Genomic DNA, 23,503 nt, shown 5'->3' with positions numbered 1-23,503 from the left:
GGTCTAGGCCTGCTGTTGACTCGATGCTTTGAAATCGACACACTAAAGGCCTATGGCAAAAGCATCCACTACAGAAGTTTTCAACTGCAGCGTCGAACAATTTTTCAAAATCATCTCTGACTACGACAAGTATCATGAGTTTCTGCCGGAAGTGAAAAAGTGCACGGTTCTTAAGACCGAGGGCAATCGCAAACTGGTGGAATACAATGTTTCCGTCGTGAAAAGTTTCAAGTACTCTTTGTGGATGACTGAGTCCGCACCGAAAAGCATTACCTGGGAATTTGCCTCGGGCGATGTGTTTAAAACCTCTGTGGGTTCCTGGAAGCTGGAAGATGAAGCCGGCAAAACCCGCGCGACGTACACTGTTGAAGCCACTTTCAGCATGTTTGTTCCGGGTCCGATTGCCAATGCCCTGGTCAGTGTGAATCTTCCGAATATGATCAGCAGCTATCACAAGCGAGTGAAACAACTTTATGGCAACTGATGGAAGCAAAAAAGACGACAAGGACAACTCGGGGGACCTGAAAGGTCTTCTGGGTGATACGGTAAAAAAGGTTTTCACCGCGGGCGTCAGTGCGGCGTTTATGACGGAAGAAAATCTGCGTGCCTACGTCTCTGAATTAAAGCTTCCCAAAGAAGCTTTGAATCTGCTGATTCAAGGGGCACAAAAATCCAAGGACGAAGTCACGCAGCGTGTGACCAAAGAGATCGTCGGGATCATTCAGAAAATTGACTTTGTAAAGGAAGCCTCCAAGTTCGCGGAAACGCACAAGTTTAAAATCACCGCGGAAATCGACATCATCAAAAAGGATACGTCTTCATCCAAGGACGAATCCGAAGATAAAGCGTAAAATACAAGACTTAAGTCTGTCTCAAGTTGAGACGGACTTCTGCCGAAGAGTTCAGCATGGAACAACTTATTCTAAGCCTGATCTCTGTCGTTTTATTCTGCCTGTGCTGCCACCAGTTCATTCGCACGATGGTAAAGCCCATCCCTGTGCTGGCATCAGAAAGGCCCTATGCCCGGGGTGCTATGCAACTTGGCAAGTTCTACAAATCTGTCGCCTGGGGCACGATGACCATGGCTTTCTTAGGGGGCCTTGTGGTGTCCTTCCAGCAGGTCTTTCTGACTTTGTAGTTTGTGTCTTTGATGCGCTGAGAGAGGCGCATCCCTCATTCTTGTGGCAGCCTTGAGTTTTCGGAGGTTGTCATGAGTGCTTTTCAAACCGTGAATCCCGCCACCGGCGATGTTCTTAAATCCTACAATCACCTTTCCTGGTCCGATACAGAAAAAAATATCGAACAAGCCGCCAAGGACTTTCAAATCTGGCGCAAAGTATCTTTCAAGGAGCGCTCCGAAGTTTTGCTGCAACTTGCTCAGGCCCTGCGCACGCATAAATCGGAACTGGCGCAGATGATGAATCAGGAGATGGGTAAGCTTATCGCCGAAGGCAAAGCCGAAGTTGAAAAATGCGCCGTCACGTGTGAGCACTACGCCAAGGAAGCTGAAACCATGCTGAAAAATCAGGTGGCCGCTTCTTCCCCGTATAAACATGCCGAAGTCAGCTTTCAGCCGGTGGGTGTCGTCTTCAGCGTGATGCCGTGGAATTTCCCCCTGTGGCAGGTGATCCGCTTTGCGGCTCCGGCATTGATGGCGGGGAACGTGATTTTGCTCAAGCATGCAGATTTAACAGCAGGCACGTCAGAGCTGATTGGGAAAATTTTTAACGATCTGACTTCGGACTATAAACTTTTACGCAACATTCAGGTCAATCACGAAGTCGCAGCCCAGGTGATTGCCCATCCCGCAGTGCACGGGGTGACCTTCACCGGAAGCAGTCAGGGTGGCAGATCGGTCGCAACGGAAGCGGCCAAGAACCTGAAGAAAATCGTTCTGGAGCTTGGGGGCAGTGACGCTTATCTGGTTTTGGAAGATGCCGACGTGGAAGCCGCCGCCAAGGCGTGCGCGAAGGTGCGTCTGGTGAACTGCGGGCAAAGCTGCGTTGCGGGGAAAAGATTTATCGTGAATGAAAAAGTCGCCAAAGACTTTATCCATCACTTTACCAAAGAAATGAAAGAGGCTGAGTTGGCGCCTTTGGCTTCGGTGAAGTTTCAAAAAACCATCGTGGATCAGGTGGAAAAATTGAAAAAATGGGGCGGCAAAGTGGTCCTGGGTGGTTCGGCTCCGCAAGGGGCGGGGGCGTTTTATCCGGCGACGGTGGTGGTCTTTGAAAAAGATCATCCCGAGGTTCATCGAGAGGAAATATTTGGTCCGGTGGCCTCGGTGTTCATTGTGAAAAGCACCGAAGAGGCCCTGGCGGTGGCGAACTCTTCGCCGTACGGCTTGGGTGGTGGAGTCTTTACTCGGGACGTGAAAAAGGGCAAAGAGCTGATTGAAAAAGAGTTGCAGGCCGGTTTTGTCGTAGTGAATGATTATGTGAAGTCAGACCCCAGAATCCCGTTCGGAGGGATCAAAGAATCCGGCTATGGTCGTGAATTGGGCCATTTTGGAATCATGGAGTTTGTGAATATCAAGACCGTCGCGGTTGCAGGGGAGTAAAGTGAAACTGTCAAAGGCCAAGCAGGATCTGGATCACCACGTATGGAAGCTGATTAAACTTCATTCACTGCAGGATAAAAAAATTCTGGTGGCGCTTTCAGGTGGAACCGATTCGGTGGCTCTGCTTCGCAGTTTGACGAAAGTGCATAAAAAAAGTCTGCTCGGGGCCTGTTATTTTCATCATGGGGAGGACTCCAACCAGGAGTATCGCAAGGAAGCCCAGGAGTTCTGCGAAAAGCTGTGCAAGAAACTTGAAATTGATTTTTATCCGTTGCGCGCCTCGCAAATGGCTAAATCAGAGGCAGAATATCGCGAGCTGCGTTATGAGGCCTTGGACCGTCTGAAGAAAGAAGAAGGGTTCGAACTAGTGGCCACGGGGCACCATCGGGATGACCTGTTAGAGACAAGATTGATCCGATTGATTCGTGGCACTGGAGCGCAGGGATTTGCGGCGATGCATATTTTGCGGGATGGTTTGTTTCGGCCGTTTTTAGAGATTTCCAAAAGAGAGCTTAAAAAATATCTGCGCGAAGAACGCTTGCGAAGCTTCGAGGACCCAACAAACAAGGGCCTGGACCCTTTGCGCAATTGGCTGCGGGAAGAGTGGCTAAAATCCCTTGAAAGGCGCTCCAGAGGCTCGACTGCGGCCTTGGCCCGGTCGCTGGAAACCATTGCGCAGGAGATTGAAAATCGCCCCTGGGGAGACCTTCTGGGGCAGAATGAGGCTTATAAGACACAGGGCCTGCGCCGGTCTTTTTACCTCACATTGAGTCCATTTGAACAAAAAAGATTGTTGGCCCAGTACCTGTTTTCTCTCGGGAAACGAGATTTTTCGCAATCTCACCTTGAAGAAATTCAAAAGCGCCTGGACAAGTCGCAAAAAGTGATCACATTCAAAGTCGCTGGGTGCCAATGGGAAGTTAACGCAGAGCAAATCAAGGTCCAGTCCTGATTTGAGAGGACTGGTTTCTCACTCTAAAGTTTCTTTTTTTGAGAGGGCATTCATGCTACCCTTTGGGGGTATTACCTTCGACTGAAAGGAACTGAAATGCGATCAACCCAGAAAACGCTGGCTCTATGGTTCTTCCTGATCATCATGGCTGTGTTTCTATTTCAAGCCTATGAGAGCAAGCATCAAAAAGCGATTGCTGACTTTAATTTCTCCAAATTCACTGAAGCCGTAAAGGCCGGTGAGGTGGCGACTGTCACCTTCCGTCAGGACACCAGCGAAGTCGTTGGTGAAATGAAGCCGGAGTTTGAAAAGAAATACAACGGCACCCACTTTGCCATCATTGGGAACACCCAGGATGAGGGCTATAAATTCCTGCAACAACACGGCATCACGCCAAACTATGAGCGTGCTGACAATGGCGGCTTCTTCCAGTCCTTGATTGTGAACTGGCTGCCTTTGATTCTGATTGTGGCGATGTTCCTGTTCATCATGCGCCAGATCCAGGTCGGTGGCGGTAAAGCCATGTCCTTCGGTAAATCCCGTGCGCGTCTTTTGACGGAGCATAAAAACCGCGTGACCTTCAAAGAGGTCGCTGGTGTGGATGAAGCCAAAGAAGATCTGCAAGAGATCGTGAGCTTCCTGAAAGACCCTAAGAAATACACCAAACTTGGCGGCCGTATCCCTAAAGGGGTTTTGCTGGTGGGTTCTCCAGGTACTGGTAAGACGTTGCTGGCTCGCGCTGTTGCGGGTGAAGCGGGCGTTCCATTCTTCACAATCTCCGGTTCTGACTTCGTCGAGATGTTCGTCGGTGTCGGTGCCAGCCGTGTTCGTGATTTGTTCGAACAAGGTAAAAAGAATGCTCCATGTCTGATCTTTATTGACGAGATCGATGCTGTCGGTCGCCATCGTGGCGCGGGTATGGGTGGTGGTCACGATGAACGTGAACAAACCCTGAATCAGTTGCTGGTCGAGATGGATGGTTTTGAATCCTCTGAAGGTGTCATCATGATCGCTGCCACCAACCGTCCGGATGTTCTGGATCCTGCGTTGCTTCGCCCGGGTCGTTTCGACCGTCGTGTGATCGTGAATAAACCGGACCTTAAAGGCCGTGAGCAAATTCTTGCGGTTCACATGCGCAAGACTCCACTGGGTCCTGATGTGGATGCTTCCAAAATCGCGCGTGGCACACCGGGCTTCTCCGGTGCGGATCTGGAGAACCTGGTGAATGAGGCAGCCCTGGTGGCGGCTCGTTCTGACAAGAAGTATCTGGAAATGGACGATTTTGAAAAAGCAAAAGACAAAGTCACAATGGGTGCGGAAAGACGCTCCATGGTGATTTCTGATGAAGACAAGAAAGTCACGGCTTACCATGAAGCGGGCCATACGCTGGTGGGTAAAAAGCTTTCCGGCCTGGATCCGATCCACAAAGTGACCATCATCCCTCGTGGTATGGCGCTGGGTGTGACTCAGACTTTGCCGGAAAAAGAAAGCGTGTCCCTGTCCAAATCCAAAGCTGAAAACATGATCGCCTTCCTGTTTGGCGGTCGTGCAGCAGAAGAGCTGATCTTCAAAGACATCACCACCGGTGCCGGTAACGACATCGAGCGTGCGACGGAAATCGCCCGCCGCATGGTGTGTGAATGGGGTATGAGCAAACTGGGTCCTTTGGCTTATGAAACGCGCGATAATCCGGTGTTCATGGGTATGAACTACGGCAACAAGTCCAAAGAGTACTCTGATGCAAAAGCGCAAGAGATCGACACTGAAGTCGAAAAGATCATCAAGCACGGCTACGAAGTTTCCATCCAGATTCTTCGTGACCATCAGGATGCTCTGGAGCGTCTGACTCAAGCGTTGCTGGAATACGAAACCATCGACGGTCATGAAGTCGACATGCTGGTGAACGGCGCGGCAGTTGCGGAGATTGAAAAATACCGCAACACCAAGAAGGACACCAACGCAGCGATCATGAATGCGGCGGAAAAGAAAGGATCTGGAGATCCGGTGGGCAACACCGGCCCGGTGACGATCTAAAAATTCTGAAACCCTATCTGCCGACACTCCGTCGGCAGAGCCTTTTTGACGACAACAATTTTACAAAGGCATCTTGATGTTGCAGCAGTTTGTCGACAACCTCGTGTTTATCGTCCAGCACTTGCGGGTGCAGGATGCTATCGACATGCTCCTGGTTTGGATGGTTGTTTATCGCATTCTGGTTCTGATCAAACGAACCGGGACGATTCAAATGCTTTCCGGCCTCGGGGTCCTGGCGATCGGGTACATCCTGAGTATCTGGCTGGAGCTCTTCACCTTTAACTGGATTCTTGAAAAGTTCTTCTCCAATCTGTTTGTGATCGTGGTTGTCCTGTTCCAGGGCGAGATTCGTCGCGCGCTGGCTCATATCGGCAGCAATCCGTTCTTCAGTGATGCCTCCACAATCCAGGAAACCCAGGTGATTGAAGAAATCGCCAAGGGTATTATTCTGACCGCCCAAAAAGGCTTCGGCGCTTTGGTGGTGGTGGAGCGTGAAATCGTCATCGACTATCACATTGAGTTCGGAACGGAGATGGATTCCAAAGTCTCTGCGGAATTGCTGGCCTCCATCTTCCATCCGGAAAGCCCGATGCATGACGGGGCGGTGTTGATCCGTAACGGCAAGATTCATTCTGCCGGCTGCTTCCTGCCGCTCAGTAAAAACCCGGCCCTGGACAAGAACCTGGGCACGCGTCACCGTGCCGCTATCGGTTTGACGGAAGAAACTGACGCTTTGGTGTTTGTCGTTTCGGAAGAAAATAAATCCATTGGTATCGTTCAAGGGGGTCACTTGAGTCCTAACGTGGAACTGGGTGATATCCGCAAGGCTCTTTATGAAACCTTCGGTCTTAAGTACAAAGCCTTCTCCCAGCAAGGGGAGGTCTAATGAGACGTCGTTGGTCGAATGTCATCACCGAAAACTTCAGCTACAAAGTGGTGGCGTTGTTTATTTCGTTGATTCTGTGGCTGACCATTTTGGGTCGCCGCGATTTTGTTCTAAGTAAAAACATTGATATTGAGCTGATCACGGCGCCGGGCACCCATGTGGTGGCTCAGACGACGGATCATATCAAGGTGAAGGTTTCAGGTCCCCGTTCTTCATTGAAGAAGTTCCTGGAAAGCTCACTGGCTCAAAGTATCACGCTGGACATCTCGCAAAGAGGCGAGGGCGTGGTGAATGTGGACATCCCGCTCAGCAAGATTGAAGTCCCGCTGGGTGTGCGAATTCTGGGTGTTCGCCCCAATCAAATTCAAGCTGAAGTGTTGCAGATAAAGGAAAAGCCCCGTGACGAACAAGAAAGCCGATAAAGTGGAAAAGAAAACAAGACTGTTTGGAACTGATGGTATTCGCGGGACCGCGAATCAGTATCCGATGACTCCCGATATGGTGGTAAAGATTGGTCAGGCCATCGGTTATCTTCTGCGCAAAGAAGCTGAAGAAAAATCCTCCAGCGTGCGCAAAGTGGTTATCGGAAAAGACACGCGTCTGTCCGGTTACATGATCGAGCAGGCTTTGGCTTCGGGCTTAAATTCCATGGGCGTATTTGTGCAGTTGGTGGGACCACTGCCAACGCCGGGGATTGGTTACCTGACTCGCACCATGCGTGCTGCGGCCGGTATCGTGATCTCCGCTTCCCATAATCCCTTCCATGACAACGGGATCAAAGTGTTTGGTTCTGATGGTTTCAAAATCTCGGAAGAGATGGAGCGTGAAATCGAGCGTCTGGTGCTTGAAGAAGACCTGACGCCACTTCTTCCGCCAAGCAAAGAAATCGGTCGCACCCGTCGTATCGAGGACTCCCAAGGTCGTTACATCGTTTACGTGAAAGGCACTTTCCCGCTGGAATACACTCTGGATGGCATGCGTATCGTTCTGGATACAGCGAACGGGGCGTCTTATAAGGTTGCTCCGTCCATCTTCCAGGAGCTGGGTGCGGAAGTTATTCAGTTGGGTGATGATCCCAACGGCACAAACATCAATGACAAGGTCGGCGCTTTGTATCCACAGAAACTGGCTGAATCCGTTTTGCACTATCGTGCGGATGTGGGTATCAGTCTGGATGGAGATGCGGACCGTGTGATCATGGTTGATGAAAAAGGCGAGATCGTAAACGGAGACCGCATTTTGGCGATCTGTGCGCTGCACATGAAAGAGCGTGGCTTGTTGAAGGGTGACACTCTGGTGGCAACTCAGATGTCGAACTTCGGTCTTGAAAAGCGCATGAATGAAGCAGGCATCAAGCTTGTTAAAACCGGCGTCGGCGACAAGTACGTTGTCGAAGAGATGCGTAAAAACGGTTACAACCTCGGCGGCGAACAGTCCGGCCACATCATCTTCCTGGATCACACCACAACGGGTGATGGCTGTATCGCGGCTTTGAGTGTGCTGGCGGTGATGAAACAAACCGGCAAGAAAATGAGCGATCTGAACCATGTATTTGAGGACGTGCCGCAGATCCTGATCAACTGCCGCGTAAAACGCCGTGCCGAGCTTTCTGAGCTTCCAGGATACAATGAGATGATTCGCAGTATTGAAAAGAAACTGGCTGGCAATGGCCGTGTCTTTGTTCGTTTCTCTGGTACGGAGCCGGTGATTCGTGTGCTGGTTGAGGGGACTGAGAAAGCTCAGATCACTCAGTTTGCCGAAGAGATCGCCTCTTTCCTGGAAAAAGAACTGTCTTAATTAAAAGGGGGGCGACATTCTGTCGTCCTAAAATCTATGAAACATAAAATTCGTTTGGGTGTAAATGTGGACCACGTGGCGACACTTCGTCAGGTGCGTGGCGGGACAACGGCTTATCCTAATCTGCTGGATATGGTGAAAAAGTCCGTCAAAGGTGGCGCAGAACAAATCACGATTCATCTTCGTGAAGACCGCCGTCATATTCAATTGGAAGATCTTAAAGTGCTTTCCAAGCATTGCTCCGTGCCGCTGAATCTGGAGATGGCGGCGACCTCTCAGATGGTGACTTACGCCAAAAAGTATCGTCCTGACTGGGTGTGCTTCGTTCCGGAAAAGCGTGCCGAGCTGACAACTGAAGGCGGTCTGGACGTAAAGAAAGGCTTTAAGAAAATGTTCCCGATGGTTGAAAAGCTTCAGCGCATCGGTATTGAGATCTCGATGTTTATTGAGCCTTCCATTGAGCAGGTTGAAGCGTCCTATGAAATCGGTGCGGATGCGGTTGAATTCCACACGGGTAAATGGGTTATGTTAAAAGGCGCGCGCAAGGCGGCTGAATGGAAGCGTCTTTGTGAGGCGGCTGAATGGGCGCACTATCTGGGGCTGAATGTTCACGCAGGTCACGGGCTTGATTACGAGCACTCCAAGCTTATCAATAAGTTGCCGTATCTTCAGGAAGTGAATATTGGACATTCTCTGGTGTGTTATGCGCTAGAGCATGGCATGGAAGACTCCGTTCGCAAGATGAGAAAAATCCTGAAGTAAAATGCCTACCATCCTGAATTCCCAACACATCGTCAAAAACCTCCAGGAGTTGAAAAGCTTCTGGCAGGAATTTTTGCCCCACCTGAATGACCGCTGCATTTTGCTGATGAGCGGGGATGTCGGTGCCGGCAAGACGACCTCGGTGCAGATGATTGCGGGGGAGCTGGGGATGCGGGATGTGCAGTCACCAAGCTTTGCCATTCATCTGCGCTATGAAAACGCCGAGGGTAAAGCCATGGATCATCTGGACCTGTATCGTCTGAAAGATGACGATGATCTGGAAAGTTCCGGTTTCTGGGACCTGTTTGCCCAGAAAAATTCACTGATCATTATTGAATGGGCGAACCGCCTGGATTTCGATTATCTGCCACTCAACTGGCAGCGCATCGAAGTGCGCTTTGAAAAACTCAGCGACACCGAAAGAAAAATCACCACAAGATTGATATAAAAAAGGCACCCTGAGGTGCCTTTTCTTTTTAATTGTAGCCGTTTTGATAGGCCATTTCGTAGTTCGGGAAGAAGACTCGTTTCCACACGGGGATCTTGGTGATCTCTTCTGGTGGGACGACCTTCTTTAGTTCCAGATCGCCGACCGGATTTCTGCCCACTTGCTTTTGCACGCGCATGCGGAACTGGTATGGCTCTTGGGTGTCGCGATAGTCGTTTGAGAAAACACCCAGCCGGTTGTCGTAAGCTTCTTTGGATGCCTTGCTGTAGTCACTCGCCACACGCTTTTCAAAGGGATAGATAAAGTAAATCATACCCCAGCCATTTTTCAGCATTTCAAGATTGATATCGGTTTTTCCATTTAGCAAGCGACCCAGGATGCGCCCGTGTTTGTCGATCTGGCTGTCTTCACTTAAGGTGATAATGCCGTCTTCCGGAATCAAGGATCGCAGGAAATCACGCGCTGCCAATGCCACATCGCCTTGGGTTTCTTTCATAAAGTCCACTTCCGGAGTGTCCACCCCCATCAAGCGCACTTTAACACGGGTGTTGTTTGAAACATCCACCGCCGTCAGAGTGTCGCCATCATGCACGCTCAGAACTTTGATGCGAGCGCCTTGCGCCCAAAGAAAAGAAGGAAGAAGCAGGACAATGAAAAGAACGGAAAGGTTTTTCATGGCCCTGAAAATTAACGGCTTTGCGGTGAAAACTCAATAGCAGCAAGGGGATAACGTATTAATTTCCCGGCCTATTTTGTGAGGCGGTCTTATCTTGTTCCTGAGGCATTCTTGGATGGAGTTGCCGAGGTGGGATGGAATTTATTTCCAATTCCGTGGGCCTTCAGGTTGTTCACGGTTTCCTTGCACTCTGAACGAGCCCCACGGTGACGCCAGGATAGCTGGGCTGATCCTTTGGCATCGGGATGAGCATCCACAAATAATTCCACGCGACGGCGCAGATTGTGGTGGAAAAGCTTTTCCTGAGGCGAGCATCCAGCCGGAGTCATGCTGAAAACAATGCGCGCGATGCGACTGCGGGAGGCGTCCTGAACTGTTTCCACAGCCATCGGGCAGACCACGGTTTCAGATTCAGACTTGATCGTGATCGTCGCGTGGTCGAGGTCTTCGATATTAATACCGGCAGAAAGATTCTTGGCTTGCAGCCACTCGTCCTGCAGTTGGCAGGAATAAAGTGTCTTTTTGCTTTGAGCTTGGGCTGAAAAAATGAATCCGAAAACGAATGAAGAAATCAATATGTGGCGGATCATTTGGTGCCTCCTTGAGGGCGGCAATAGCGCATGGTGTGGCTGGAGCAGTGCAGATTTCCATTCATGGAGTGGGCAAAATGTGTGTCGATGTAGTCAGTTTTAAGACCCAGATTCTTAATTGAAGAATCAATGTCAGCTTTAAAAGCCGGGTTCACCGGTTCAGGCAAAATAAATGTGTCTTGAACGATATCGCCATTGGTGGGATTGGGGAAAATCGAGTCCGCGGACCCCGTCACGTACGTCGGAGAATTGCTGTCATAGTCCATTTCCCCCATGAAAAGATCGGGAAGTTCCACGGTCTTTGGATTGCATTGCGGATAGGACTTCTTAACTTTTTCCAGCAGTTCTTTTTTGAATTTCTGGGTCGCAGCCTCGATCGAAGCATTGAATTCTTTAAGCTCAAAATCCTCTTCGATCAGGTCGGCCAGATCCTTGTTCGTCATGTTGTAACAGTCCATGGCGTTTTGGATGCTCGTGGAATCCTTGATCATGCCGGATTGCCTCATCAGCGCACGACGCCGGTTTAAGCGGGCATACTTTTCCTCACGACGACTGCGCTCAAGGGCCGGGTCGTCAATACCACCTTCAGAAATTCTTTCCAGATATTCCCGTATGCGTTTGGATTCAGCATCTTTTAATGGCTGAACCGTCGCCCCGGCAGAAACGGGTGGCAGGATGATTTCAAACAGGAATTGACTGACTCCGCGCGAACGTTTTTCGCGGGATTTGTCCGGATTGCCGCCGTTGTTTTTCAGGGATTTGCTGTAGGAATATTCCCGACAGACATAGGTGTAAGGGGTCTGACTCATTCGGGCCAAAGCCTCATCCGGCGTCAGGTGGGAAAAATCAAAGGCCCGGCCCTGGGGGTTTTTCTTCAGCAGGTCCAGTGCTTTTTTCGGACTTGCAAAGGCCAGGCTGAAATCGCAAGGGGCTTTTTGGTTTGGATCTTTCAGGGTTTTGAAAAACTCATCGGTGTGGCCCACGCTTAAAAAATCTGACGGTGTTTTTACGGCCATGGCTGGGTTTTCACAAGTGACTTTGGCGTATTTGTCCCACTCATTGCCTTTGAAGTGGTCGGACCCGATCAGGCACAGTCCATTGACGGCTTCAATGTTACCGCCGCTGTGTCCGGACTTGTAAGGGTTGTTCGTCAGTTGTGGACCCTGTTTGAAAGAGCAATCCTTTCCGGATTGTTGCATCAAATCAGTGAAAGCGCTTCCATGGCGGCCATAACCCTGCACTTCGCGCAGGACGGGTTTTCCTGTTTTTGCATCAAAGAAGCTTTCAAAATAGTCCTGTTGCCAGTTCCAGCGACTGTTGGTTTTCACACGGCTCAAGCCTGAAATCCATTGTTGGGCGGTCGCCTGATCCGGGGCTTGTTTTTTGATTTCCCGGACGACTTCATCCCAGGTTTCATCAGTCACGGCCAGGAAGAACTGCGGTGGTTTTTGCGACTGAGCTTTTAAAACTTTTGTGACGTATTCTTTGACGTAACCGGGTCCGCCCATGTCATCAGAAACAGTGGCGGCCATAATCGGGTAATTTTCAGAAAGCAGTTTGCTGCCGCCGGAAGGACAAAGTGGAACATCCTCAGCCATGGGATTGTGCTGGGAGCAGGAATTTGCAGAAGCCTCAGTCAGAAAAAAACTCAGGACGATCTGCAGGAAAATGGTCATGATTATGCCGCCTGCAGACCTTTTGTGAACTCGCCGGAAAGCTTTTCAGCCAAGGTCAAAGAAACCTTGTTGTAAGCCGCTTTTTCGGCAAAGCCCATCAGCATACCCACCAGTTTTTCATTGATGATGATCGGGGTGACTGTCACGTGATCAGGGATACGGCCCTGGTTCCAGCCATCAAAGAACTTCTCGTTGATCGCATTCAAAGAGATATAACCGTGATATGGTTTTTGCGTCGTAGCCACGATGTTGAAGATGCTTGGAGTCTGAAGCGGGAAGCGCATGGATGTGTCTTTCATGCCCTGGAAATTCTCGTCCCAGGCAAAAGCGGTCATCTGTGTTTCCTGCTCGTCCAAAGTCAGAATCATGGACTTTTCAAAGTGCACTTTCATCTGGCTCAGGATTGTTTTGATTTTCTCATTCAGCAAAGCGGCATTTTTCTTTTTGATTTTTTCCAAAGCAAAATGACCGCTGGCCACCGGATTGATGGTCGGCTTCGCCACGCCTGCCGGACGCGGGGTGATCGCGATAGGCTTGTTGCTGAAGCTGTCTTCAAATGGAGGAGGCGTTTCAGCTTTAGGCGGAGGCGGTGGAGGCGTGGCACGTTTTGGTGCAGAGCTTTCCACGGCGGTCGCCGCCGTGACGGGCGCTGATTCCGTTGGTACTGTCGCAGCTGGTGCCGGCGTAAGCGGAGTCAGCGGTGACAGAGGAGAAATCACAGTTTTAAGGTCAGTCTCGGGAGTTTCAGAGGAAACGGCCACCGGCTCAAGAGCCGGAGCAGCTTGCGCAGGCACTTCCGTGGATGGACTCAAAGCCTCAAGACGAATCACCGTCGGACCGTCAAACAGACCATCGAGTTTTTCGTCACCGGTTTCGCCCAATTGAAGCTCATCCTCACTTAGAGGCTGGAATTCCGGAGCTGCTTTGGAGTCGGTTTTTACGCCCAGATCCTCGAAAGAGAAACTGTCGGAAGCTTGTTTGGTCGTGGTAACAACGGAAAGATCGATACCCTCCGGCGCTTCTTCGGAAACCTGGGTCGCCGCAGGGGCTTGTTGTCTTTCCGGGTGCAGCAGATTCCAGGTGGCTTCCAGATTTTCATAGGTCGCCAGAACCAGAATACTGGAAGGCATGGAAGGAAAATCCTGCGGCGGCTGAAGACATGCTACGATGAGGGATCCATCCCACTCCGCCACAGGCAGACACTCCGCAGACCACGGATAATGGGTCGCCCACTTCGCGAACATTTCCTGGGACACGGGAGTTTCTGTAAAAAATCGTGACTGAAGCAAAGGCAGTTTATGGTGAGTCATCGCCCAACGAAGATAGTCCTCAGAGCTCAGGCGTTGCTCCTTGATAGCGTAAGCCAAGAGGCTCAGAGGCGTAGCGCTTTGTTCAAAGGCTTCGGTAAGTCCTTGAAGTTGCTCTTTAAAATGTTCAAACCATAAATGATGACTCATCCCTGTGTTTATCGGAATTCCTGTTAAAAACCTGAGTGAAAACTGAGGTCTAGTCCAGTTAAGCCCCGAAAAATCCTCGGTCGGCCCGGAAAACAGGCAGAATCGGGGTGTAGAAATTTCCTGATCTGTTAACGCAGTGGACACCCTAAAAGGGCAGATTATCTTAGAGGTTCTCAATACTTAAGAACTGTGATAGGTTCCGGCAGCTTATGATACAGACCAAGGTCCTTCATTATTTCGATCACAACGCCACGACTCCGGTGTGCAAAGAGGTTTTGCAATCTCTGCCTGAGTTCGCACAAGCTTGGGGGAACCCAAGCTCCATCCATTGGGGGGGGCGTCAGCCGAAGAACATTCTGCGTGATGCGCGCAAAGCGGTGGCTGAAATGGTGAACGCAAGTCCTTTGGAAATCATTTTCACTTCCGGTGGCAGTGAAGCCAACAACACTGTTCTGAAAGGTCTGCTGGAATACTACCAGACTGCCCAGTTCCTGACCCCGGAACAGCGCAAACGCACTCACTTAATGAGCTCTGAAGTGGAGCATCCAAGTGTGATGAAAACCATGCAGCACCTGAAAGACATGGGCGCGCGCGTGGACTTTATTCCGGTGAATCGCCAGGGACAGATCGACATGAAGTTCTATGAAGAACATCTGAGTGAAGAAACCGCCCTGGTGTCTGTGATGTTTGCCAATAATGAAACCGGCACATTGTTCCCGATCAAAGAGATGGCCGAGATGGCGCATAAAAAAGGCGCGCTCTTCCACACGGACGCGGTTCAGGCCTTCGGTAAAGTTCCGGTGGATCTGAAAGCGCTGAATGTCGACTTCGCTTCTTTTTCTGGTCACAAATTCTATTCCGTCAAAGGAACTGGAGTTTTGTATGCGAAGAAAGGCAACAACGTCACACCTTTGATTCACGGTGGGGCGCAGGAAAGACACCGCCGTGGTGGGACGGAAAACACACTGGGTATTGGCGCTTTGGGTGTGGTTGCCAAGCGTGCGCCGATGATTGCGGAAAAGGCCGAAGCACTGGCGGCACTTCGCGATCACATGGAAGCCCGCATTTTGTCTGAAATTTCTGAAGTGACGGTGACGGCCGGTGAAAGTCCGCGTCTGCCGAATACAAGCTCACTGGTGCTGAAAGGCGCGGACGGGGAAACCATGCTGATGTCTTTGGATATCAAGGGTTATGCGGTTTCAACCGGGGCTGCTTGTTCTTCGGGGAATCCGGAGCCAAGTCCGGTGCTTCTTGCCATGGGGCTGACCCGCGCAGAAGCGCAGAACAGTCTGCGTGTCAGTCTGGGGTGGGACAGCACTCTGGAACAGGTGGATGCGTTTGTAGATACATTGAAAACAGTAGTGGATCGCTTGCGATCCTTGAACGACGACAAAGGAGAGACTTGTCATGTCTAAAGGGAGAGTCCTTGTTGCTATGAGCGGAGGCGTGGACAGTTCCGCCGCGGCTGCGCTCTTGGTCGAACAGGGTTATGAAGTTATTGGAGCCACGATGCAGGTCTGGGATTATTCCACCTGCGATATCGAAGAAGGCAACGGCACCTGCTGTTCCAGTATCGACGTGGATGATGCTCGGGCCGTGGCCGACCGTCTGGGTATTCCATTTTATGTGATCAACTGCGAAGCCAAATTCCGGGCTGCGGTTATTGATCCTTTCTTGAAAGCCTATCTTGAAGGGCAGACACCACTTCCGTGTGTGAACTGCAACACGTATCTGAAATTTGACCACCTGGTTAAAAAAATGCGAGAGCTTGAGTGCGATTACATCGCCACGGGCCACTATGCCAAAATCGTTTATGATGAAAAAGGCAAAGCCTCTATCCACACATCCACGGATGACTGGAAAGATCAGACTTACTTCCTGTTCACGATTGATCCGGAGCTTGTGCCGAAGCTTTTGTTCCCGGTGGGGGACATGAAAAAGCCGCAGGTGCGTGAGTACTCTGAAAGTCGTGGACTCGTAACTGCGCGCAAGAAGGATTCCCAAGGCATCTGCTTTGTCGGTAATCAAGGATATCAGAACTTTATCAAAGACCATGTGAAGTCCGAGATTCTGGCCAGCAAAAAAGGCCTGATCAAGCGCTTCCCGGAAGGTCAGGTGATGGCTTCTCACGAAGGTATTCACAACTATACTTACGGTCAATCCAAAGGCCTGGGCATGGATTACCACGAAAAGCTGTTCGTGATTAAAATCGATGCCGCTGACAACACCGTTTGGGTGGGTGAAGAAAAACATCTTTTCGCCAATGAAGTCGACGTGGTCGATCCAAAACTGCTGGACGAAATCCAGGACGGCGAAATCATGAATGTGAAAATCCGCTATCAGCACAAAGGGGCTCCGGCCCAGGTGATTAAAACAGCCAGCGGATTCAAATTGAAATTTACTGAGCCTCAGCGTGCGGTGACTCCGGGTCAGGCGGCTGTGTTCTATCGTGACAGACAGCTCGTGGGGGGCGGATGGATCACTCTATGAAGTATCAGGTCCACACTTTCGGCTGTAAGGTGAACACTTACGATGCCGGCCTGATTCAAAAGAACCTGAACGCCAGCGGCTTCATGCCGGTGGTGTCCGGCCAGAAAGACGCGCGTATTCACGTGCTCAACACCTGTGCTGTAACTGCGGAGGCCACGAAAGAGGCGGTTCGCTATATCCGTCGCCTGAAAGTGAAAGATCCATTCTGCACGATCGTGGTGACAGGGTGTGCGGCGCAAGTTGATACGGGGTCTTTCTCAAGCCTTCCAGGGGCTGATCTTATTGTGGCCAATTCCCACAAAAGCAGCCTGCCGGATCTTTTGAACAAACACTTCCGTGGGGAACTGACTGAAAAAGTCTTTAAATCCAACATCTTCAAAAAAGAGGATTTGGAAGCCGGTGGCGGTATTGAAAAACAACACACCCGCACCTTCCTGAAAATTCAGGACGGCTGTAACAGCTTCTGCACTTACTGCATTATTCCTTACGCACGCGGCAAGAGCCGCTCCATCCCTGTGGCGGATCTGGTGAATCGTATTAATGACCTTTATGCCGAAGGTTCACGTGAAGTGGTGCTGACGGGTGTGCATATCGGGGATTACGAAGACCAGATCGGGGATCGCAAGTATGTGATGGAAGACCTGCTGGAAAATCTTTTGGCGAAAACCAAAATGCCACGCTTCCGTCTTTCCAGCCTTGAGCCGGTGGAAGTGTCTGAGCGCCTGCTGGATCTTTATCAGGATTCCCGTCTGTGTCCGCATTTCCATATGAGCATTCAAAGTGCCAACACCGATGTCCTTTTTCATATGAAGCGCAAATACACGCAAGCTGACGTGCAAAAATCTCTGCGCGCGATTGCGGATCGTGTTCCGGGCAGCTTTGTCGGAATGGACGTGATCACCGGCTTCCCGACTGAAACCGAAGAACAATTCCAGGACACCTACGACTGCCTGAAAGATCTGCCATGGACCAAGCTGCACGTATTTCCGTACAGCGAACGTCAGGGGACGCGTGCAGCGGCGATGGATGTTTCTGTATATCCTCACGTGCGCGCGGAAAGAGCAGCCAGACTGCGTGAACTTTCCATCCAGCGCTACACCGAGCAGGCCAATCTTCAGATTGGCAGCATGAAACGTGTTCTGGTCCTGAAAAATGCCGCCAAAGGCGGACAGGGGCTGAGTCATGATTACTGGCCCGTGGATATCTCGGGGGCGGAAAGCTTCCTTGACCACTGGGCGGGTCAGGAAGTTGATGTGAAAGTCACCGGCTATGATCATTCCAACAAACAACACATGGAAGGTCATCTGATCGGCGAGGTGCTGTCATGAGCGAACAGGGCCGAAAGAGTCTTGAAGAGCGTGTCGGGTATCACTTTAAAAATCCGGCACTGCTGGACAGAGCGCTGACCCACAAAAGTTTTGCCAACGAGTTGAGAAACACCGTTGAGCACAATGAAAAGCTGGAATTTTTGGGTGATGCTGTTTTGGATCTGGTCGTGGGTGAATTTTTGTATGAAAAATTCCCGACCGACACCGAAGGTGGATTGTCAAAGAAACGCGCCAGTATCGTCAATGAAGAGGTTCTGTCCGAACTGGCACTGGAAATGGGTTTAAATAAACTCATGCAACTGGGAAAGGGTGAAGCCCTGACTGGAGGCGCACAGAAACCGCGCCTGATAGCCTCTTCGTTTGAAGCCATTGTCGGGGCTTTGTACCTGGATGGCGGCTTTGAAGTGGCTCGCGGCTTTATTCGCCAGGAATTTGTTCCGTTGGCGGACCGGGTGTGCGGGCATGAGGACTTTGAGCGGGATTATAAAACCCGTCTGCAGGAACTGGTGCAGAAGTCCTCGAAAGAAACGCCACGCTACGAAGTGCTGGCGGAAGAGGGACCTCCGCATGATCGCGAGTTCCTGGTTTGTGTAAAAGTAAAGGAAGATGTCTGGGCTCAAGGGCGGGGCCGCAGTAAGAAAAACGCCGAACAAATGGCGGCCAAGAATGCCCTTGAGATGAAGTACAAGGAGACGAATTAAGATGAGTTACAAAGCTGGATTTTTAGGTCTGATCGGACAGCCGAACGCGGGGAAGAGCACGCTGATGAACTTCCTTGTGGACGAAAAGGTCTCTATCGTCTCTTCAAAACCTCAGACAACCCGCCGCCGCATTCTGGGCATCTGGAGCACGGATAAAGGTCAGGTGATCTTTGTTGATGCCCCGGGTTTGATCAAAGCCGATGAAGGCTTGAATGGTTTCCTGGCTCAGGAAGCGCATGACGTTATCAACAGCTCTGACGCTTTGCTGGCGATCATTGCGGTTGACGAGGAAAAACCGGAAAACGCAGAAAAAGTCATCGACCTGGTTTCCAAAAGCGGCAAACCCTGGGTGGCTGTGATCACCAAAACGGATATCGAAGAAAAATCCCACCGTGTGATGATTCTTCGCAAGATGGTCGAGGACAAGGGCGGAAAAGCCTTCTCGGTTTCTGTGAAGGACTCCAAAAACGATCAGGAAGAGCGTGAAGCACTTCTGATCGAGTTTATGGAACTGCTTCCAGAGTCCCCGGCGCCTTTGTATGACACGGAACTGTTTACGAATGAAAACGTGCGTGAGATGGCGGCGGAAATCATCCGTGAGCAGTGCTTTGAGGCCCTTCATCATGAAATCCCGTATTCCATTGCGGTTCGTATCGTGAAATTTGAAGAAGACGCCAAGCCCGTGCCAAAGATCTATGCGGAGATCGTGGTGTCCAAAGACAGCCACAAGGCGATCGTTATTGGTAAAGGTGCCAGCCTGATCAAACAAATCGGCATGGAAGCCCGCAAGGAAATTGAAAAACTGATGGGAGAGAAAATCTTCCTGGACCTGAACGTGGCAGCCAAGCCCGAGTGGTTCTCCAATAAACGCATGATGAAGGAGCTTGGATATGTCGTCGACAGTAAAGACTGATTTCGCCCCGAAGGTGGCGATCATCGGTCGCCCGAACGTCGGGAAATCAACATTGTTTAATATCATCACTGAAACCCGTAAAGCCGTGGTGAAAAACCAGGCCGGGGTTACCCGTGACATCATGATCGAACCGGTCGACATCTGGGGCAAACAATTTGACCTGATCGACACGGGCGGTATCACGGAAGCTGGCGACATTTTCTCCAAGCTGATCAAAGAACAGGTGACTGAGTTCCTGCACTCAGTGGATCTGATCGTGGCGGTGATGGATGGTCGTGTGGGCCTGGTGCCTGAAGACCGTGACATCATTCGCGTCGCAAAACAAACCGGTAAACCGTTCCTTCTGGTGATCAACAAGGTCGACAGTGATCAGGATCAGGACATGGCCAAGGCTGACTTCTATGAGTTCGGCGTGGACGTGGTTGCGGCCTCTTTCGAGCAGCGCCGTGGTCTGGCTGAAATCCTTGAGTGGGTTGTGGCGCAGATCCCTGAAAATCCAGGAACTGTGAAAGAGGGTATGAATATCGCCATCGTCGGTAAACCGAACGTGGGTAAGAGCTCTATCTGCAATGCGATCCTGGGTTACAACCGCATGATCGTTTCTGATGTTGCCGGTACAACCATTGACTCTGTCGATTCACCTTTCATTTACAACGAAAAAAAGTACACTTTGGTTGATACCGCCGGTCTTCGTCGTTCTGCGAAACGTGAAGAGGATCTGGAAATCATCTCTGCCTTTAAATCCCAGGAGGCCATTCGTCGCGCAGATATCGTGCTGTTGATGGTGGATGGAACTGTGGGTCCGACAGATCAGGATGCGCGCATCATGCAGGCGATTCTGGAAGATCACAAAGGTGTGATCGTCGTGGCGAACAAATCGGACTTGGGTGGTAAGGAAGTTCCTGAATACCGCAAGACCTTCCGTGAACAGGTTGAACGTGTGTTCCACTTCTTCACGGACGTGCATATTGTCTTCACCAGTGCCAAGACCGGTTATGGTCTGGAAGACCTGTTTGAGATGATTGAAAAAGTCGCTCATCAGATGACCTTCCGTGTTCCTACGGCAGAACTGAATGACTTCTTCTTCGAAACCATCCGTAAAGCTCCGGCTCCGGTATGGGGTACGACGAACGTGAAGTTCTATTATCTGACTCAAACGTATCAGCAGCCGCCGGCATTTATCGCGTTTGCGAACCATCCGGATGGAGTGACGAACTCTTATCGCCGCTTCCTGATTAAGCACATTAAGACGAACTGGGATCTTCATGGGATGCCGATTCGTATCTTCTGTATGAAGTCACGTCGTGGTGGACCGGATAATGGCTAGTAAACGCGGCTCGTGGAAAACACGCTACGGATTCTATCTTCTGGCCATCGGCTCTGCCTGTGGTCTGGGGAATCTGTGGCGTTTTCCCTATGTCGTGGGCGAAAACGGGGGCGGTGCCTTCATTTTGCTTTATGGTCTGCTGGCTTTGGCGATCGGGGCTCCGCTGCTGATTGCTGAACTGATGCTGGGTAAGGGGACACGCCGTTCGGTGATCGTCGCCACTCAGCAGATGAGTGCCAAGACCGGTGTGAATTTCCGCTGGGTCGGGCGCCTGGCGGTGATGGTCAGTATTGTTGTTCTGTCTTATTATTCGGTGATCAGCGGCTGGGTTTTGCATTTCCTGACCCAGTTCCTGGTGTCGTTATTTTCCAGTCCCGAACAACTGACTGACAAAACCAATCTGGCAGCGCTGATGTCCAACGGCTGGCTGCAGTTGATGTTGGCCAGTGCGCACATTCTGATCACGGTTGTGGTGGTCGTCAAAGGGGTGCAGCAGGGGTTGGAACGCTGGATCGGGTACACCATGCCGTTGTTTGCGGTGCTGGTGATTATTCTGGTCATGCGTTCTTTTTCACTTCCTTCAACTCCCGAAGTTCTGCGCTTCCTGTTTTATCCGGACTTTTCAAAGCTGAGCTGGGATTCCATCAACCACGCACTAGGGCATGTGTTCTTCACGCTTTCAGTGGGCTTTGGCACGATGGTGACCTTTGGTTCTTACATGCGTGAAGAGGACCACGTTCCGACGGCAGGCTTCCGTGTGACGATCGTGGACACGGTGATTTCACTGGTGGCCGTGGTGATGATCTTCCCGGTGGCTTTCCAGGCGTCCAACGTGCCGTTGACGGATCCGGCGTTGATGTTTGAGGTCCTGCCGAAATACCTGTTGGGAATTCGCGGGGGCACGCTGTTTGGTCTGGCGTTCTTTGCGTGTCTTTATATGGCGGCGCTGAATGCCAGTATCGGTCTGCTGGAAGTTGTCGTGTCCAACTGGGTGGATGCTAAAAAAGAAATGGAGCGTGGCAAAGCGACCTGGTATTCCGGCGCGATTGCCTTGATGCTGACGGTTCTGCCGGCACTTTCCAGTTCGATCTTTAAGGACATCCGTGTAGGGGGCCGTTCGTTGATCGAAAATCTGGATTCATTGCTGATCAACTGGCTGCTACCGCTGGTGGCGCTGGGTATTTTGATCGCCTTTAATCGCGGGGTTTCGGACAAGGAAAAAGAGCTGGGTTTTGTCGATAAGGACAAGTTCGTCAGCTATTCCATGTATCCGCATTGGATGTTTGTTCTGAAGTGGGCAGGGCCGGTGGTGATTATCGTGGGCCTTTTGCTGCAAGTCATTGGGGTCTTTGTCAGTTAGACGGGGATGATTAGAAGTTCATCCCCAGGATCACCAGGAAGTTATAGAAGTCACCGGTCAGATTCTTATCCAGCTTTTCAGTTCCGTCCACGTAGGACTTATTCTCGTCGCTGAAGTTCACATAGTGATAAGTCCCTTGCAGGCCCAGGTAGGCTTTTTTGCGCATCAAAGGGATCTCTAAACCCGCACCGATATCAAAACCCATTGTCGAGTCACGGCTGAAGCCATCAAGTCCCGCAATCGTGTAAGTGCGATAGAATTGCCCCAAGCCGCCCAGGATGTACGGATTCAGATCCGCAAGCCCGCGGGTCACGTTCTGGGTGTTCATGTAGTACTTCAAGTCAAAGTTCACGGCCGTGATAGACACGTTCCCTTCGTAAGTTTTGGATTGGTTGTTAACGGTGAATTTCACCGCGTGGTCGCCCGTTTGGAAACCCAGGCTCATCGCCAGGCGCAGGTCAAAGAAGTAAGTCAGGAAAATACCAAAAGTCGGAGCCGAGGAATAGGCATCAGCAAAGTTGCCGGTAAAGCCGCGCATACCGCCGGCCAAGCCAATCGTGAAGAAGCGGCCATTGCGGAAGAAGTTGATGTCAGCCTCTTCGTCGGATTCCTCTTCAAATTCAGAATAATCAGTGAATGGGTCGTAAGCTTCGTCCGCGTCAACTTGGGAAATCAGATAGGATTTGTGATCAGACTGGGCCAGGGATTTCGAGGGTAGGCTAAGCCCCAAAGCAAGTAAAATCAGAAGGCTGTATGTAAGTGATCGAGCTGTGGTTTTCACAAGGTCCCCCTCCTGATATTATCGAATCAAAAGGGGTAAAACTTCAAAGCAAAGTATCAAAACGGAGTCCAGAAATCTTCGATTTGTCTCGCTTTGGGACACCGGACTTTTTAGAGAGGTTCGTTCAGGGCTTTTTCCACGGATTTGGTGATGGAGTCCGAGGAGGGTTTGGTGATCGAACTCCAGCGTTCAACCACCTGTCCTTTGCGATTGATTAGGAACTTTTCAAAATTCCACGCCACATCTTTGAAGATCAAACCGGGCTTTTGTGTCGTCAGGAATTGATAAACCGGCTGAATGTCCTTCCCGCTGACCGGAGCCTTATCAAACAACGGGAAGGTCACGCCAAATTCCTTGGTGGCAAAAGTCTGAACTTCTTCGTTCGTGCCTTTTTCCTGTTTGAAGTCGTTGGATGGGAAGCCCAGAACGACAAAGCCGCGGTCTGCGTATTTTTTGTACATTTCTTCCAGCTCTTTTAACTGGGGTGTGAAGCCGCATTGGGAAGCCGTGTTGACCACCAGAACGACCTTTCCGCGGTATGTGGAGAAGTTGACCTTTTTGCCGGAAAGCGAGTTGGCGGAAAGATCAAAGAAGCTCGCGGGTGTGTCCTTGGCCCAGGCAAAGGAAGTGCACAAAATGAGGGCGATAAGAGTAAAAATACGCATGGTGTCCCCTTGATGCTCGTATTCTAGAGGGGGCGGGGGCAATTCACAAGAAAAAGCCCTGGGAAACCCTTTGGATGCAGTGCGCACCTTTGACTTTATC

Annotated in this window: 24 protein-coding genes; 18 read left to right on the top strand and 6 right to left on the bottom strand. The window is 50.8% G+C overall.

Annotated elements, in window-relative coordinates:
• The first annotated feature begins 52 nt into the window (after nucleotides 1–52).
• The 11 genes from B9G79_RS09465 (at nucleotide 53) to tsaE (ending at nucleotide 9,439) form a co-directional block, all read left to right on the top strand.
• Nucleotides 53–484 (top strand): type II toxin-antitoxin system RatA family toxin, encoded by a 432-nt coding sequence (locus B9G79_RS09465; RefSeq protein WP_088565297.1) that lies wholly within the window; start codon nucleotides 53–55, stop codon nucleotides 482–484.
• Complete coding sequence (locus B9G79_RS09460; RefSeq protein WP_088565296.1) at nucleotides 474–851, top strand: hypothetical protein; 378 nt, start codon at nucleotides 474–476, stop codon at nucleotides 849–851. The genes B9G79_RS09465 and B9G79_RS09460 overlap by 11 nt, the downstream gene beginning before the upstream one ends.
• A 56-nt stretch (nucleotides 852–907) precedes the next feature.
• Nucleotides 908–1,138 (top strand): hypothetical protein, encoded by a 231-nt coding sequence (locus B9G79_RS09455; RefSeq protein WP_226988129.1) that lies wholly within the window; start codon nucleotides 908–910, stop codon nucleotides 1,136–1,138.
• A 72-nt stretch (nucleotides 1,139–1,210) separates the two neighbouring features.
• Nucleotides 1,211–2,560, top strand: coding sequence for an NAD-dependent succinate-semialdehyde dehydrogenase (locus B9G79_RS09450; protein ID WP_088565295.1), 1,350 nt, complete (start codon nucleotides 1,211–1,213; stop codon nucleotides 2,558–2,560).
• 1 nt (nucleotide 2,561) lies between these two features.
• Nucleotides 2,562–3,512, top strand: coding sequence for a tRNA lysidine(34) synthetase TilS (gene tilS / locus B9G79_RS09445; protein WP_088565294.1), 951 nt, complete (start codon nucleotides 2,562–2,564; stop codon nucleotides 3,510–3,512).
• Nucleotides 3,513–3,608: 96 nt separating this feature from the next.
• On the top strand, nucleotides 3,609–5,546 hold the full coding sequence (gene ftsH / locus B9G79_RS09440) for an ATP-dependent zinc metalloprotease FtsH (protein ID WP_088565293.1): 1,938 nt from the start codon (nucleotides 3,609–3,611) through the stop codon (nucleotides 5,544–5,546).
• A gap of 76 nt (nucleotides 5,547–5,622) precedes the next feature.
• Nucleotides 5,623–6,432 (top strand): diadenylate cyclase CdaA, encoded by an 810-nt coding sequence (cdaA, locus tag B9G79_RS09435; RefSeq protein ID WP_011164382.1) that lies wholly within the window; start codon nucleotides 5,623–5,625, stop codon nucleotides 6,430–6,432.
• Entirely contained in the window at nucleotides 6,432–6,854 is a 423-nt protein-coding gene (locus tag B9G79_RS09430) for a CdaR family protein (RefSeq protein WP_011164383.1), read from the top strand. The genes cdaA and B9G79_RS09430 overlap by 1 nt, the downstream gene beginning before the upstream one ends.
• A 1-nt stretch (nucleotide 6,855) precedes the next feature.
• Nucleotides 6,856–8,229, top strand: coding sequence for a phosphoglucosamine mutase (gene glmM, locus B9G79_RS09425; protein ID WP_088566836.1), 1,374 nt, complete (start codon nucleotides 6,856–6,858; stop codon nucleotides 8,227–8,229).
• A 36-nt stretch (nucleotides 8,230–8,265) separates the two neighbouring features.
• The gene (locus B9G79_RS09420) at nucleotides 8,266–8,991 is read left to right on the top strand and encodes a pyridoxine 5'-phosphate synthase (RefSeq protein WP_088565292.1); all 726 of its coding nucleotides are present in this window, start codon (nucleotides 8,266–8,268) and stop codon (nucleotides 8,989–8,991) included.
• Nucleotide 8,992: 1 nt separating this feature from the next.
• The gene (gene tsaE, locus B9G79_RS09415; RefSeq protein ID WP_088565291.1) at nucleotides 8,993–9,439 is read left to right on the top strand and encodes a tRNA (adenosine(37)-N6)-threonylcarbamoyltransferase complex ATPase subunit type 1 TsaE; all 447 of its coding nucleotides are present in this window, start codon (nucleotides 8,993–8,995) and stop codon (nucleotides 9,437–9,439) included.
• A 28-nt stretch (nucleotides 9,440–9,467) separates the two neighbouring features.
• On the opposite strand, the gene B9G79_RS09410 is transcribed toward tsaE, so the two are convergent.
• The 4 genes from B9G79_RS09410 to B9G79_RS09395 all read right to left on the bottom strand — a co-directional run bounded on the left by B9G79_RS09410 (nucleotide 9,468) and on the right by B9G79_RS09395 (nucleotide 13,838).
• Complete coding sequence (locus tag B9G79_RS09410) at nucleotides 9,468–10,115, bottom strand: thermonuclease family protein (protein WP_088565290.1); 648 nt, start codon at nucleotides 10,113–10,115, stop codon at nucleotides 9,468–9,470.
• Nucleotides 10,116–10,204: 89 nt separating this feature from the next.
• Entirely contained in the window at nucleotides 10,205–10,705 is a 501-nt protein-coding gene (locus B9G79_RS09405; protein ID WP_088565289.1) for a hypothetical protein, read from the bottom strand.
• Nucleotides 10,702–12,381 (bottom strand): protein-arginine deiminase family protein, encoded by a 1,680-nt coding sequence (locus tag B9G79_RS09400; protein WP_088565288.1) that lies wholly within the window; start codon nucleotides 12,379–12,381, stop codon nucleotides 10,702–10,704. The genes B9G79_RS09405 and B9G79_RS09400 overlap by 4 nt, the downstream gene beginning before the upstream one ends.
• Nucleotides 12,382–12,383: 2 nt before the next feature.
• On the bottom strand, nucleotides 12,384–13,838 hold the full coding sequence (locus tag B9G79_RS09395; protein ID WP_232468514.1) for a hypothetical protein: 1,455 nt from the start codon (nucleotides 13,836–13,838) through the stop codon (nucleotides 12,384–12,386).
• 209 nt (nucleotides 13,839–14,047) lie between these two features.
• Between B9G79_RS09395 and B9G79_RS09390 the strand changes: the two genes are divergently transcribed.
• From B9G79_RS09390 to B9G79_RS09360, 7 genes are read left to right on the top strand one after another with little or no spacing between them, the layout of a single operon-like run.
• Nucleotides 14,048–15,253 (top strand): cysteine desulfurase family protein, encoded by a 1,206-nt coding sequence (locus B9G79_RS09390; protein ID WP_088565286.1) that lies wholly within the window; start codon nucleotides 14,048–14,050, stop codon nucleotides 15,251–15,253.
• The gene (gene mnmA, locus B9G79_RS09385; RefSeq protein WP_157678765.1) at nucleotides 15,246–16,328 is read left to right on the top strand and encodes a tRNA 2-thiouridine(34) synthase MnmA; all 1,083 of its coding nucleotides are present in this window, start codon (nucleotides 15,246–15,248) and stop codon (nucleotides 16,326–16,328) included. Before B9G79_RS09390 ends, mnmA begins: the two co-directional genes overlap by 8 nt.
• Nucleotides 16,313–17,656 (top strand): tRNA (N(6)-L-threonylcarbamoyladenosine(37)-C(2))-methylthiotransferase MtaB, encoded by a 1,344-nt coding sequence (gene mtaB / locus B9G79_RS09380; protein WP_088565285.1) that lies wholly within the window; start codon nucleotides 16,313–16,315, stop codon nucleotides 17,654–17,656. The genes mnmA and mtaB overlap by 16 nt, the downstream gene beginning before the upstream one ends.
• On the top strand, nucleotides 17,653–18,357 hold the full coding sequence (rnc, locus tag B9G79_RS09375) for a ribonuclease III (protein WP_088565284.1): 705 nt from the start codon (nucleotides 17,653–17,655) through the stop codon (nucleotides 18,355–18,357). Before mtaB ends, rnc begins: the two co-directional genes overlap by 4 nt.
• A 1-nt stretch (nucleotide 18,358) precedes the next feature.
• Nucleotides 18,359–19,270, top strand: coding sequence for a GTPase Era (gene era / locus B9G79_RS09370; RefSeq protein WP_088565283.1), 912 nt, complete (start codon nucleotides 18,359–18,361; stop codon nucleotides 19,268–19,270).
• On the top strand, nucleotides 19,248–20,597 hold the full coding sequence (der, locus tag B9G79_RS09365) for a ribosome biogenesis GTPase Der (RefSeq protein ID WP_088565282.1): 1,350 nt from the start codon (nucleotides 19,248–19,250) through the stop codon (nucleotides 20,595–20,597). Before era ends, der begins: the two co-directional genes overlap by 23 nt.
• On the top strand, nucleotides 20,590–21,957 hold the full coding sequence (locus B9G79_RS09360; RefSeq protein ID WP_011164397.1) for a sodium-dependent transporter: 1,368 nt from the start codon (nucleotides 20,590–20,592) through the stop codon (nucleotides 21,955–21,957). Before der ends, B9G79_RS09360 begins: the two co-directional genes overlap by 8 nt.
• A 10-nt stretch (nucleotides 21,958–21,967) precedes the next feature.
• Here B9G79_RS09360 and B9G79_RS09355 read toward each other — a convergent pair whose 3' ends face one another.
• Both B9G79_RS09355 and B9G79_RS09350 read right to left on the bottom strand, forming a co-directional pair.
• A complete protein-coding gene (locus tag B9G79_RS09355; protein WP_088565281.1) occupies nucleotides 21,968–22,738 on the bottom strand; it encodes an outer membrane beta-barrel protein in 771 nt (256 codons plus the stop codon).
• A gap of 110 nt (nucleotides 22,739–22,848) precedes the next feature.
• Nucleotides 22,849–23,403 carry a glutathione peroxidase gene (locus B9G79_RS09350; RefSeq protein ID WP_232468513.1) on the bottom strand — a complete coding sequence of 185 codons (555 nt, stop codon included), beginning with the start codon at nucleotides 23,401–23,403 and terminating at the stop codon, nucleotides 22,849–22,851.
• Between the last annotated feature and the right edge of the window lie 100 nt (nucleotides 23,404–23,503).

Source organism: Bdellovibrio bacteriovorus (genome assembly GCF_002208115.1).
GTDB classification, from domain to species: Bacteria; Bdellovibrionota; Bdellovibrionia; order Bdellovibrionales; family Bdellovibrionaceae; genus Bdellovibrio; species Bdellovibrio bacteriovorus_C.
The sequence above is the reverse complement of the archived record's forward strand: the minus strand, read 5'-3'. Positions and strand labels throughout refer to the sequence as shown.

Excerpts from the sequence above, each read along its gene's own strand:
- B9G79_RS09465 (WP_088565297.1), top strand. The coding sequence starts at position 53 with ATGGCAAAAGCATCCACTACAGAAGTTTTCAACTGCAGCGTCGAACAA.
- B9G79_RS09460 (WP_088565296.1), top strand. The coding sequence starts at position 474 with ATGGCAACTGATGGAAGCAAAAAAGACGACAAGGACAACTCGGGGGAC.
- B9G79_RS09455 (WP_226988129.1), top strand. The coding sequence starts at position 908 with ATGGAACAACTTATTCTAAGCCTGATCTCTGTCGTTTTATTCTGCCTG.
- B9G79_RS09450 (WP_088565295.1), top strand. The coding sequence starts at position 1,211 with ATGAGTGCTTTTCAAACCGTGAATCCCGCCACCGGCGATGTTCTTAAA.
- ftsH (WP_088565293.1), top strand. The coding sequence starts at position 3,609 with ATGCGATCAACCCAGAAAACGCTGGCTCTATGGTTCTTCCTGATCATC.
- cdaA (WP_011164382.1), top strand. The coding sequence starts at position 5,623 with ATGTTGCAGCAGTTTGTCGACAACCTCGTGTTTATCGTCCAGCACTTG.
- B9G79_RS09430 (WP_011164383.1), top strand. The coding sequence starts at position 6,432 with ATGAGACGTCGTTGGTCGAATGTCATCACCGAAAACTTCAGCTACAAA.
- B9G79_RS09420 (WP_088565292.1), top strand. The coding sequence starts at position 8,266 with ATGAAACATAAAATTCGTTTGGGTGTAAATGTGGACCACGTGGCGACA.
- tsaE (WP_088565291.1), top strand. The coding sequence starts at position 8,993 with ATGCCTACCATCCTGAATTCCCAACACATCGTCAAAAACCTCCAGGAG.
- B9G79_RS09410 (WP_088565290.1), bottom strand. The coding sequence starts at position 10,115 with ATGAAAAACCTTTCCGTTCTTTTCATTGTCCTGCTTCTTCCTTCTTTT.
- B9G79_RS09405 (WP_088565289.1), bottom strand. The coding sequence starts at position 10,705 with ATGATCCGCCACATATTGATTTCTTCATTCGTTTTCGGATTCATTTTT.
- B9G79_RS09400 (WP_088565288.1), bottom strand. The coding sequence starts at position 12,381 with ATGACCATTTTCCTGCAGATCGTCCTGAGTTTTTTTCTGACTGAGGCT.
- B9G79_RS09395 (WP_232468514.1), bottom strand. The coding sequence starts at position 13,838 with ATGAGTCATCATTTATGGTTTGAACATTTTAAAGAGCAACTTCAAGGA.
- B9G79_RS09390 (WP_088565286.1), top strand. The coding sequence starts at position 14,048 with ATGATACAGACCAAGGTCCTTCATTATTTCGATCACAACGCCACGACT.
- mnmA (WP_157678765.1), top strand. The coding sequence starts at position 15,246 with ATGTCTAAAGGGAGAGTCCTTGTTGCTATGAGCGGAGGCGTGGACAGT.
- mtaB (WP_088565285.1), top strand. The coding sequence starts at position 16,313 with ATGGATCACTCTATGAAGTATCAGGTCCACACTTTCGGCTGTAAGGTG.
- rnc (WP_088565284.1), top strand. The coding sequence starts at position 17,653 with ATGAGCGAACAGGGCCGAAAGAGTCTTGAAGAGCGTGTCGGGTATCAC.
- era (WP_088565283.1), top strand. The coding sequence starts at position 18,359 with ATGAGTTACAAAGCTGGATTTTTAGGTCTGATCGGACAGCCGAACGCG.
- der (WP_088565282.1), top strand. The coding sequence starts at position 19,248 with ATGTCGTCGACAGTAAAGACTGATTTCGCCCCGAAGGTGGCGATCATC.
- B9G79_RS09360 (WP_011164397.1), top strand. The coding sequence starts at position 20,590 with ATGGCTAGTAAACGCGGCTCGTGGAAAACACGCTACGGATTCTATCTT.
- B9G79_RS09350 (WP_232468513.1), bottom strand. The coding sequence starts at position 23,403 with ATGCGTATTTTTACTCTTATCGCCCTCATTTTGTGCACTTCCTTTGCC.